Below are 11,793 nucleotides of genomic sequence, written 5' to 3' on the forward strand. Positions count from 1 at the left end.
ATGGCCGGATCGTGCGGCGCTCCGATGAAGCGGGGCTTTCTGTTTTCTATCAAACGTAACCAATCGCAAGTGACATGACGCGGTCGCACAACACGGTGGCGCGGCGCACTCGGCAACCAGCGCGCCGAATTCCGCACCGCGCCGGTGCATACCGCGCGCCACCGCCGGCGACACGATTTTTTTTCGCGCTTGGCGCATGACTATTGGCGTGTGATAAAGGGTTTTCCCTGACCCGGAGCACGAGTATGTCGACCCTGGAAGCTCTCCGGTTCGTGCTGGACGATGCACGCACCCCCGAAATCATTCGCCATCACGTCGTCGACGCGCTGCAGTACGCGCTGCGCAACTACGGCCAGGTGTTCACCGCGAAGGAAGTCGAGTGGCTGACGCAGTGGGACGACGCGCGTCTGCCGCTGGCCGCGAGGAAGGAACTGGACAAGCGCGAACCGGCGATCGCCGAACGCTGAAAGGAACGCGCCGCCGCGCCCGATTGCCGGTCGGGCGCGGCGGCGGATGATGACGTGACGCGGCTTACTGCAGGCCGAAGTCGACGCGCGTCGTCGCGCCCTTGTCCTCGATGCCCTTCGCATCGAGCTTCGGCGCCACGACGAACATGCGGCTCGAATCGATCTTGCCGTCGAGGTATTGGCGCACGGCCTGCGCGCGCTGCTGCGCGAGCGCGCGCAGCGCGTTGTCGTCGGCCGGCGCGTGATCGGCAAGCGCCTTCTTCATGTCCGCATCGGGCAGCGTCTTCTGCAGGCCGATCAGGTTGCGCGGCTTCTTGAAGTCGGCGGCCTTGTATGCACGCGTCAGGTACTTGGTGTACTCGGCCGGTTCGACCTTCACCGACATCGGATCGATGCTCTCGCCCTGGCCGACCACGTCCTTCAGCTTCTGCTGGCGCACCAGCCGCTCGACGTACGCGTCGCGCAGCCCCGGCGTGTCCTTCTCCGGATCGACGCGGCCGATCAGGTCCAGCCGGATCGACGGCTTCTCGGTCAGCATCTTCACGACGGTGTCGAGCTTCTTCTGCTGCGCGTCGGTGAGCGCGTACGAGCCCGGCGCGAACTCGACGTAGCCGAGATCCTCGCCGCCGCTGCCGCCGAACGCGTTCGCGAGCAGCGTGAACGGCGACGTGACCGCCTTCGCGATCAGGTTCAGCACCGCGCGCCAGATCAGCCCGCCGACGCTGAACTCCGGATTCGACAGCGAGCCCGACACCGGCAGGTTCACGTCGATCTCGCCGCGCGTGTTCTTCAGCAGCGAAATCGCGAGCTTCACGGGCAGCTTCGTCGCCGTGTCGTTGTCGACGTGATCGCCGAACGTGAGCTGGTCGATGAAGATGTGGTTGTTCGCCTGCAGCTGGTCGTTCGCGAGCTGGTAATGCAGGTCGACGTTGAGCTTGCCCTTCGTGATCGGGTAGCCGGCGTACTTCGCCGAATACGGCGTCAGGTTGGTCAGCTCGATGTCGTGCGCGGTCGCGGTGAGATCCAGCGCCGGCTTGTCGATCAGCGGGTTCACCGATCCCTTGATCGAGATCGGCCCGTTGCCCGCGAGATTCGCGGCGACGTCGACCGGCGCGGACGTCGTCGAGTCCGTGCCGAACGCGCCGACCGTGCCCTTGATCGCGACCAGGTTCGCCGTGTAATTCGGCTTGATGAAGTTGTCGGTGTAGGTCACGCGGCCGTTCTGCAGCACGAGCTGGCCGAAATGCATGCGCACCGGATTCTGCGGCTGCGGCGCGGCCTTCACGACGACCGTCGCCGATGCGGCGGCCGGCGCGGATGCCTGCTGCGCGGCCGCGGCCGACGCCGCCTGCGCGGCGGCCGGCGGCGTCACGCCCGGCGACAGCGGCACCGGTTCGGTCTTGCTCGCGTCGCGCGTCAGCGATTGCGCGGGGCCCGTCTCCTTCGCGACGACGTCCTTCAGGTTCAGCCGCCCCTGCGCATCGAGCAGCACGCGGCCGTAGAAGTTCGAGAAGGTTACGCGCGCGGCGTCGACGTCGGTGCCCTTCTCGTCGTAGTTCACCTTCAGGTTCGACAGCGCGAGCGAGCGCCAGCCCGCGAACGGGTCGGAGGTCGCCTTGTCGAGCATCCGCACGTCGACCAGCGCGACGTCGCCGCGATAGGTCGCGCGCGGCGTGTCCTTCACCTGCGCGAACGTCAGGTTGCCCTGCGCGTTGAGCAGCGCGCTTGCGATGGTCGCGTTCAGCGCGCTGCCGAAGTACGGCTCGAACGCGGCCGCATCGAGCCGGTTGCCGTCGATCTTCAGGCCGAGCTTCAGCGGCTGCGCGGTCACGTCGCCCGACACGCTCACCGAGCCCTTGCGGTTCAGCGTCGCCTTCAACTGCACCGGCAGCGGCTTCGTCATGTCGTCGCTGATCTTCTGCACCGACAGGTCGAGCGGCTTGATCGCGAGCTTCACCGGGCGCGGCGTCGACAGGTCCGTGAAGTTCGCGGACGATTCCTTCACGTTCAGCGCGTCGATCCGGTAGTGCCACGACGGCGCGGCCGCCGCGGCCTTGCGCGCGACCGTGCGCTTGGGCACCGCCGCCTGCGCGGGTTCGCCCAGCGCGGCCAGATCGATCTTGCCGTCCTTCAGGCGCTTCACGTCCAGCGCGAGCCCAGTCGCGTCGACGCTCGCGATTTCCGCGATGCGCGCGGCGACGTCGACCTTCGCGATCTTCGCGCTCGCGTCGGGCAGCACGATCGCCGGCGCCTTCGTGTCCGGCGTCGCGAGCTTGAGCGACTTCACGCTCACCGTGCTGTCGGCGACCTGCGCGTCGAGCGGCGTCTTGCCCCAGTCGGCCTTCGCGTTGACGCTCGCGCCGAGCGTGCCGTCGAGCACGCGCGCACGGGTCGCCTCGCCCAGATACGGCTGCAGCGCCGGCAGCGCGAGCGCGTCGACGGTCAGTTTCGTGTCGGCCTGCTTCGCCGCCAGGCTGAACGCGCCCTCGGCCTTCACGTCACCGCCGCGCGACAGCGACGTCGACAGCGTGTATTTCGCGGGCGTCTTGCCCTGCAGCGTGAAGCCGTCGAGTGTCGCGGCGAGCTTCGTCAGCGACATCGCGGTCGGCGTCGCGGGCACGCGGTCGTCGACGTTGATCGTGCCGCCGTCGATCGCGACATGACGGATCGTCAGATCGAGCGGCGGCGCTTCCTTCGCGGCGGCTTCGACCTTCGCGCCGCTCGCGGCGCTGGCAGCAGCGACCGTCGACGCGGCGGCGCCCGACGCGGCCGGCTTGCCCGCGTCGGCCTTCGGCGCGGCGGCCGGCGGGCCGGCGAGCTTCTCGACGTTCAGCACGCCCTGCTTGTCGCGCGCCAGATCGACGACCGGCTGGTCGAGCCGGATCTCGTCGAAATGCAGCACGTTGCGAAGCGGCTCGAGGCCGGCGGCCGCGACGTGCACGCCGCGCGCGGCGAACAGCGGCGCGGACGCGCGGTCGGTCACCTTCGCGTCGCCGAGATCCACGGTGCCCGACACACGCAGCGACGGCGTGTCGCCGCTCATCACGAAATTGAGCGTGAGATCGCTGCTCAGCAGGCCGCTCGTGACGATCACCGGCAGCTTCGCCGGCGCGTATGAAATCAGCTTCGGCACGTCGAGCCGGTCGAACTTCAGCGCGACTTCCGACTCACGCGACAGCGCGAACGGCTTCGTCCTGCCGTCGATCGCGATCGGGCTGCCGTCGAATCGCGCACGCAGTTTCGGCTGCACGAAGATGTCGGTCTTCGACGGCAGCGTCGCGATGAACGGAATGCCGAGCGTCCAGTTGTCGACCACGTGCTTTTCGTTCAGCAGGCGGTCGTCGAAGTCGATCCGGCCGTCGTTGACCTGGATGTTCGACACCGAGAAATGCGTCGGCTTGCTCTCGGGCTTGGACGGCGTCGAGAACTTCTCGATCAGGTCGGTGAAGTTGAAGCGTTGCGCGTCGTAGCGGATGACGTGAAAGCGCGGCGAGTCGACGCGCACTTCGTTGACGATCGGCGCACCGCGGAACAGCGACGACCACGACGGCCGCACGACGAGCTTGCCGATGTCGATGAAGTCGCCCTGGCCGCCGCGCTCGCCGACGTGCACGCCGTCGGCTTCGAGGTTCAGCGTGTAAGGGTTCAGCGCGATGCGCTGGATGGTGGACGGCCGGCCGAGCTGCTGGCTCAGCTGCTGTTCGGCAATGTGGCGGATCAGCGGCGGCGCCGCGAAGAATCCGAGCAGTCCGAATAAAACCAGGAAGATCAGCACGCCGAGCCCGATACGCCGGGTCCGGCGCGAGCGTGCAACGCCGCCGAGGGCATGGAGGGTGGATGGTACGGTTTCTTTGTCTGCGCTTGACATGCTTGGATGCCTCGGGAATGGATGCCGGGCCGCGCCGGAAGACCGGCACGGCCGCGCACGCTATCCCGAAAGTATAGGCTCAGGTGGTGACGGAACGACGTTTGGGCGAGCCCGCCGCGCCCGCGGATCGGACAGCGGTGGTGCCCGTCGGTTCATTTTCGGACGACGACGGGCGGCATCCATGAGCCGTCGCTCGCCTGCGGCTTCGGCGCGTAGAGTCGCAGCGCAAGCGCGAAATCGGTACGCGGCGCCGGCAGCCAGTTGGCCGCATGCGTGCCGCCCGGCGACGCCGACACGACCACGTCGATCGAGCCGTCGTGGTTGCGGCGCAGCCGGTCGCGGTCGCCGAGCGAGCGGCGCGCCGAGCCGACATCGGGCAATGCGCCGTTGGTCGCGTACGGCGTGAGCGTCCAGAACCCGCGCACCGGCGGCAGCGCGCCCGGCGCGAAGTGCAGCAGGTAGCGGTTCGCGCCGTTCAGCGGGTGACCGTCGCTGTCGACGCGCACGAGCGCGAGCGTCTCGTCGTCGCGCGTCGCGGTGCCGAACTGCGTGTACGCCGCGTACGCGCGCAGCGCGTAGTCCTGGCCGTACTTGCCCGCCGTGTCGCCGATCCAGCTCCAGCCGTTCGCGCTCAGCAGGTTCGACGGCGGCGTCGCGAGCCGCGCGCGCGCCTCGGCGACGCCGGCCGTCGCGGCGCTCAGGCGATCGCCCGTCCACAGCACCGGGTAGCCGGCCCGCACGCCGATGTCGGCGAGCAATTCGTTCGCGTGCGCGTCGTCGGCCGGTGCCGGGTTGTCCTGCAGCGCCTGCGCGAAGCGCGTGAAGAATGCCTTCGGGTCGAGCGCGGCCACCTGCTCGGCCGGCGTGCCGCCGCTCGCCGCTTCCGACGGCGCGCTGCCCGCATGGACCGCGACCGACGCGCCGCGTGTGCTGCCCGTATAGACGGACAGCGGCACCACGCGGATCGCCCGCTGCAGTTTCTTCACGTTCGTGAGGTCGCGGCCGCCGCTCGTCTGCAGCCGCACTTCGAGCCATGCGTTGGCCGACGGCACGTCGACACGCAATGCGCCCTTCGGCAATGTGCCCTGCCAGTCCTTCGCGGCGAAGGCAATCGTTTGCGATCGCGCGGCGCCGCGAGCGCCCCGCGCCGCGACGCTCGACGACGACCACAGCACGTTCGTCCACATGTCGAGCGCGCGGGCATCCCAGTAGCGGCCGCGGGTATCGGGCAGCGTCACGATCACCGGCTCGGCGCCGACGTCGAGCCAGCCGGTCGAGTCGAGCGTGTCGACCCCCGGCAGCGGCGGGTTGAGCGCGCCGACGGGCGGCAGCGCCTGCGCGTGACGCAACGTGTTGAGCGGCGCCTGGCCCGGCTGCGCGCCGTCGCCGCCCGTCGCGGCTTCCTTCGCGACGTCCATCAGCACGAGCGGATAGGCGTATACATAGGAGTCGGCCACTTCGGCACGCATCCAGCCGGTTTTCCGCTGGATCGCGTCCGGTTGCGACGCGCATCCCGTCAGCAGTGCCGCCAGAGCCAGCGACGCGCCTGCCGCGCGCCGCAGGAAAATTGATTCTCGCAGGTTTTCAATCATCGAGTACTGGCCGAATATCGTTCTTGTCAGTCAACGCCTTGTTCGACTCACGATCGGCGAAAGCAAGGCACCCCAGCGTGCCCGATTGCCGCTTCGCGGGGCGGGCGCTGATGTCAGGCCGGTATCATAGCGCCTAAGGGCATCCCCCAATATGCCGAATATCGGACGCGGCGGTAGCCGGGCCGCGGCCGGCCAGGACTTCCATCGATCCGGCCCCTGGCCCGAGCCGCTCGCCGCCTGCACGACGCGGCACGGCGGGCGAAAATGGGGCGGCCGTCGGCACGATCCGGTATTGCATCGCCCCTTGACCTTCCCACCATGGGAATGTTGATACTGGCTTCATTCGCGGCATGAACCGCGCTCCTGGGGAATCCGACATGACCGAACCACACGCGTGCACCGACATGCAAACGATCGAACTCGCCATCGAGGGCATGCATTGCGGCGGCTGCACGGGCCGCGTGCAGCGTGCGCTCGCCGCCGTGCCGGGTGTCGTCGAGGCCGCGGTCGACCTCGACGCGCATGCGGCGACGGTCACCGCGCAGGACACGGTCGAGCCGGCGCAGCTCGTCGCCGCGGTCGACGCCGCCGGCTATCGCGCGGCCGTGCGCGAAGCGGCGGTCGAAGCCGTTGCGGCCGAGCACGCCGTTGCGGCCGAGCACGCCGAGCACGCCGAGCACGCCGAGCATGCCGAGCATGCGAATGCGAGCCCCGCGCGAGCTGCGACGGCGCCGCCCGCGCCCGCCGCCAGCATCGAACTCGACATCGACGGCATGACCTGCGCGTCCTGCGTGTCGCGCGTCGAAAAGGCGCTGACGAAGGTGCCCGGCGTCACGCACGCGTCCGTCAACCTCGCCACCGAGCGCGCGACCATCGACGCGGCACCGGACGTTTCCGCGTCGCAGCTGGCCGACGCCGTGCGGCAAGCCGGCTACGATGCGACACCCGTCGCCGCGCCGCCGCCGGCCGCTTCCCACGATTTCGAATTCGACATCGGCGGCATGACCTGCGCATCGTGCGTCGGACGCGTCGAAAAGGCGCTGGCAGCCGTGTCCGGCGTCACGCATGCGTCGGTCAATCTCGCGACCGAACGCGCATCGGTACACGGCACCGGCGCGCTCGATGCCGCCACGCTGATCGCGGCGGTCACGACGGCCGGTTATCGGGCGTCGCTCGCCGCTGCGCCGGACACGGGCGCGTCGACCGACGCCGCGGCCCACGCCGGCGAACCCGCGCAAGCCCCCGACGCGCGCAAGCGCCGCGAAGCGATCCGCGAACGCAATCTCGTGATCGGCTCGGCCGTGCTGAGCGCGCCGCTCGTCTTGCCGATGCTCGTCGGACCGTTCGGCATCGACGCGATGCTGCCCGGCTGGCTGCAGCTCGTGCTCGCGTCGATCGTGCAGTTCGGCTTCGGCGCGCGCTTCTACCGCGCCGCCTGGCACGCGGTGAAGGCACGCACCGGCAACATGGACCTGCTCGTCGCGCTCGGCACGTCGGCCGCGTTCGGCCTGAGCCTGTGGATGATGCTGCGCGACCCCGCGCACGCCGGCCATCTGTATTTCGAAGCATCGGCCGTCATCATCACGCTGGTGCGCTTCGGCAAATGGCTCGAAGCGCGCGCGAAACGCCAGACGACCGAGGCGATCCGCGCGCTCAATGCGCTGCGCCCCGATCGCGCGCGCGTCGTCGAGCACGGCATCGAACGCGACGTGCCGCTGGCGCAGGTGCGTGTCGGCACGACCGTCAGCATCCGTCCCGGCGAGCGGGTGCCGGTCGACGGCCGGATCGTGTCCGGCCGCTCGCACGTCGACGAATCGCTGATCACCGGCGAAAGCCTGCCGGTGCCGAAGGACGACGGCGACCCGGTCACGGCCGGCTCGATCAACGGCGAGGGCGCGCTCGTCGTGGAAACCACCGCGATCGGTGCGGAGACGACGCTCGCGCGCATCATCCGCCTCGTCGAATCCGCGCAGGCGGAAAAGGCGCCGATCCAGCGGCTTGTCGATCGCGTCAGCGAAGTGTTCGTGCCGGCGATCCTCGGCATCGCCGTGCTGACGCTGGTCGGCTGGCTGATCGCCGGCGCCGGCACCGAAACGGCGATTCTCAACGCGGTCGCGGTGCTCGTCATCGCGTGCCCGTGCGCGCTCGGCCTCGCGACGCCCGCCGCGATCATGGCGGGCACCGGTGTCGCGGCCCGCCATGGCGTGCTGATCAAGGACGCCCAGGCGCTCGAACTCGCACAGCGCGCCACGGTGATCGCATTCGACAAGACCGGCACGCTGACCGAAGGCAAACCGTCCGTGACGGCATTCGACGCCGTCGGCATCCCGCGTGAGCAAGCGCTCGCTCTCGCGGCTGCGGTCCAGCGCCAAAGCGATCACCCGCTCGCGCGCGCCGTGGTCGCCGCGCACGATGCGGACGTCGTGGCGCGCGGTGGCGTCACGGCTTCGACCGAGGCCGTCGCGACCGATGCACGCGCGGTGGCCGGACGCGGTGTCGAGGCGCGCGTGGGCGGCCAGCTTCTGGCGCTCGGCAGCACCCGGTGGCGCGACGAACTCGGCATCGTCGTGCCGCCCGAACTCGACGCGCGCGCCGCGGAACTCGAACGGGCGGGCAACACGATTTCATGGTTGATGCGCGCCGACGCACCGCGCGCGCCGCTCGCGCTGATCGCGTTCGGCGACACCGTGAAGCCCGGCGCGCGCGACGCGGTCGCGGCATTGTCGGCGCGAGGCGTCGCGAGCGTGCTCGTCACGGGCGACAACCGCGGCAGCGCGGCGGCCGTCGCGGCGACGCTCGGGATCGGCGAAGTGCACGCGCAGGTGCTGCCCGATGACAAGGCGCGCGTGGTGGCCGAACTGAAACGCACGCACGGCGGAATCGTCGCCATGGTCGGCGACGGGATCAACGACGCGCCCGCGCTCGCCGCGGCCGACGTCGGCATCGCGATGGCGACCGGCACCGACGTCGCGATGCATACGGCCGGCATCACGCTGATGCGCGGCGATCCGGCGCTCGTCGCCGACGCGATCGACATCTCGAAGCGCACGTATCGGAAGATCCAGCAGAACCTGTTCTGGGCGTTCGTCTACAACTTGATCGGCGTGCCGCTCGCGGCGCTCGGCTGGCTGAATCCGGTGATCGCGGGGGCGGCGATGGCGTTCTCCAGCGTCAGCGTCGTCACGAACGCGTTGCTGTTGCGGAGATGGAAAGGCCGCGCACGGTGATCCGGCCGCGTCGTCCGACGGACGTCAGGCGCTTGCAGTATCGGGAATGGCTTGCCGACCGGGCGCAAGTCGAATGCGCTGCGTCCGCACGGATCATCGGAAGGAGGCAGGGGAAACGGCGACGCGCGTCACCCGCGCACGCACATGCGTGCGTCAGCCCGGGACGACCGGTTTGATCAGCGTCGTGGTGATCGGCACGAAGCCGCACGCCCGGTACAGCGCGCGGGCCGCCGTGTTGTGATTGAAGACCGACAGCCCGATCTCGGTGACGCCATGACGGCGCGCCTCGGCTTCCAGTGCATCGAGCGCGCGGGTGGCCCAGCCCTCGCGACGCCGGGTCGGGATGATGTCGAGGTCGTAGATGAACAACGTACGGTTCGGCCCTTCGGGCACGATCGCGTACCAGAGGTCGCCGACCGTGTCGCCGCTGGCGGCGTCGATCAGCTGGACGAGTGTCTGGCCGGCGGTGAGCAGGCCGTCGGGCAGCAACGTATCGAAACAGGCCCGGGCGCGGCTTGCTGCGTCATCGGCGGCGTTCTGCCCGGATGACACGAGATCGCGCGCGTAGCCGTCGATGGCGCGCGTGCGGTATGCGTGGAATTCACCGGCCGTCATCGGCCGCATCTGCAGCATGGCCCGGATGTCGCGAGGGAAGTCGGACTTCCAGTGTAGCGGGACGGTCGCACCGGCGCGCGATGCGGCGGCGGAAAGCGGGCAGGCAGGGGCGCCGAGCGCCGCGCCGAATCAGCGAATCAGCGAATCAGCGAATCAGCGAATCAGCGAATCAGCGAATCAGCGACGGTACAGGACGATCGGCACGAGGTTCGCACGACGCACGCGTTCGGCTTCGGCGTGACGCGCAGCGTACGAGTAGTCCGCGTCGAGCGGCAGGTGCGGGGAGACGAACAGGTCGTCGATCTTTTGCAGCAGGGCAAGAATGAAGCTCATGTGAGACTCCTGACAGATAGCGCTAGGGTTTTCCCTTAGATGGATGTCATTCTAAGGGTTTTCCCTGAACTCTGCCAGCTCACCGCATCCGTTTGCCGCAACCGCGCCGCCGCTGACCGACGATCAGGCGCGGCGCCCGTTGTCACACCAAGGTTTGCAGGTAGGGTCGGATGATTTAACGCGTGCGACGCGTGCGCTTCGCGGCCGCTGCCTCGCGGTTTGCATTGCGCTGCAGCCGGTCGACTTGCGACAGCATCGCCTCGTGGTGCTCCGCGAGCGTCATCAACGTTGCCTGTTGCGTCGACAGGTCGGCAGCCAGCCGGTCGATCCGCTGCTGCCGGGCGTCGACTTCCTGTTTCAGGTGCGCGATCTGCCGCGTTTGCAGCACCAGCGCGACGAGCCCCGCGAATACGACGATGGCCAGCGCCAGCAGCAGCCGGTTGACGCGCCGCATCTCGCGATCGGCCGCCTGCTTCATGCCGGCCGTTTCGGCCTGCAGCGCGGCGAGCCGATCCGACAGCGGGCGCAGTTGCGTGTCGGGATCGAAGGCCGACGCGCTCGACGCGGCCGGTTGCGCGCGATCCGCCGACGGCTTCGTCACGAACGACGCCGCCGAGGCAACAGGCTGCACGAGCGGCGAGGCCGGCGCTGCGGCTGGTCGCGCGTCGTCACGGGCAATCGCTGCAACGGCGGGCGCAGACTGTTCAATGGATGGCGCGGGAGGCTGCGCCGGGAGCGATTCCGGCACCGCGTCGACGGCTGCCGCTTCCGGCGCGCTGCGCGCCGCTGGTGCTGAGCGCGCGCCTGCGGCCACACGGCGCTTGCCGCCGGAACCTGAGGATGTGCGACGACCCTTCGTGGTGGTCTCGCCGGATGTCCGCACTGCTTCGTCGTACGTGACCGGCGCGGCGGCGCCTTCGGGCTGACCGGCCGGTTTCGCGAGTCCGCCGCCGATAACCGCATCGAGCGCACCTTCCGCCGCCCCGGCATTCGCCGTCGAACGATCGGCGTGCGCGCCGGCCGCGTCGCCGGTTTTTGCCACGCTACCCGCGCTCGCCCGGCCGCCATCGGCAGCCAGTGCACCGGCCGTAGTCATGGCAACACCGTCGGACGGCAGTGCCTCGCCGCGCGTCGTTGCGTCGACAGCGGACGCACGCACGACATCGGCATCGCTATCGGCCAGATCGCCATTTCCGGGCGTCGACGCAGACACCGCCGTTTTAGCGAAATCAAGCGCCGGCTCGACCGCATCGCCAACGGCACCCGGCGTGCCGAACCCGTCCAGCATCGCTTGCCGCCCGGCGTCGTCCTCGCTGTCCGCGACGGTGGCCGCCGTGCCGGCATCCATCGCCTCGTCATCGCGCGAAACCACCGGCCCACGCACGGCCGGCTCGAGCACCGGATCGCCGAACAGGTCGAGCGTGCGTTCGTCGCGTGGCGCATCGCCGCCCGTCGCATTGCCGGGCCGCGCGGTTGCCCTCGCGGCATTGTCTGCCGCGGCCGCGACGGCACGCGGACGCGGACGCGAACGGGCCGACGAGCGGTCGGCGCGGGAACGGGAGCGAGACAGGGAAACGGATTCGGTCATGGAGTCGGATGACGGGCCCGCGAACGCGGAACCGGATGTCGAACGGAATCAGTGACCGGCCATTGTCGCATGACCGATCGCCGATCCGGCCGATCGGATGCCG

Annotated in this window: 8 protein-coding genes; 3 read left to right on the forward strand and 5 right to left on the reverse strand. The window is 69.5% G+C overall.

Annotation, left to right across the window (positions count from 1 at the left end; all coding sequences use genetic code 11):
- Positions 1-245: 245 nt before the first annotated feature.
- Positions 246-467 (forward strand): hypothetical protein, encoded by a 222-nt coding sequence (locus HW466_RS05400; protein ID WP_059448952.1) that lies wholly within the window; start codon positions 246-248, stop codon positions 465-467.
- A 64-nt stretch (positions 468-531) separates the two neighbouring features.
- Here HW466_RS05400 and HW466_RS05405 read toward each other — a convergent pair whose 3' ends face one another.
- Positions 532-4,335, reverse strand: a complete 3,804-nt coding sequence (locus HW466_RS05405; protein ID WP_174905522.1) for a DUF748 domain-containing protein — start codon at positions 4,333-4,335, stop codon at positions 532-534.
- Between the two features lie 152 nt (positions 4,336-4,487).
- The gene (locus HW466_RS05410; RefSeq protein ID WP_059543424.1) at positions 4,488-5,927 is read right to left on the reverse strand and encodes a DUF1254 domain-containing protein; all 1,440 of its coding nucleotides are present in this window, start codon (positions 5,925-5,927) and stop codon (positions 4,488-4,490) included.
- A gap of 377 nt (positions 5,928-6,304) precedes the next feature.
- Here HW466_RS05410 and HW466_RS05415 point away from each other — a divergent pair, with 377 nt between their 5' ends.
- Positions 6,305-9,154 carry a heavy metal translocating P-type ATPase gene (locus HW466_RS05415; protein WP_174905523.1) on the forward strand — a complete coding sequence of 950 codons (2,850 nt, stop codon included), beginning with the start codon at positions 6,305-6,307 and terminating at the stop codon, positions 9,152-9,154.
- Positions 9,155-9,307: 153 nt separating this feature from the next.
- Here HW466_RS05415 and HW466_RS05420 read toward each other — a convergent pair whose 3' ends face one another.
- From HW466_RS05420 to HW466_RS32190, 3 genes are all read right to left on the reverse strand, one after another.
- The gene (locus tag HW466_RS05420) at positions 9,308-9,787 is read right to left on the reverse strand and encodes a GNAT family N-acetyltransferase (RefSeq protein ID WP_059448949.1); all 480 of its coding nucleotides are present in this window, start codon (positions 9,785-9,787) and stop codon (positions 9,308-9,310) included.
- Between the two features lie 159 nt (positions 9,788-9,946).
- Complete coding sequence (locus tag HW466_RS05425) at positions 9,947-10,102, reverse strand: hypothetical protein (protein ID WP_167357970.1); 156 nt, start codon at positions 10,100-10,102, stop codon at positions 9,947-9,949.
- A gap of 175 nt (positions 10,103-10,277) precedes the next feature.
- Complete coding sequence (locus HW466_RS32190) at positions 10,278-10,703, reverse strand: hypothetical protein (protein ID WP_330732062.1); 426 nt, start codon at positions 10,701-10,703, stop codon at positions 10,278-10,280.
- A 408-nt stretch (positions 10,704-11,111) separates the two neighbouring features.
- On the opposite strand from HW466_RS32190, the gene HW466_RS32195 reads away from it, so the two are divergent.
- Entirely contained in the window at positions 11,112-11,702 is a 591-nt protein-coding gene (locus HW466_RS32195) for a hypothetical protein (protein ID WP_338144949.1), read from the forward strand.
- Positions 11,703-11,793: the final 91 nt, after the last annotated feature.

This window comes from Burkholderia territorii (genome assembly GCF_902833055.1).
Taxonomy (GTDB): Bacteria; Pseudomonadota; Gammaproteobacteria; order Burkholderiales; family Burkholderiaceae; genus Burkholderia; species Burkholderia territorii.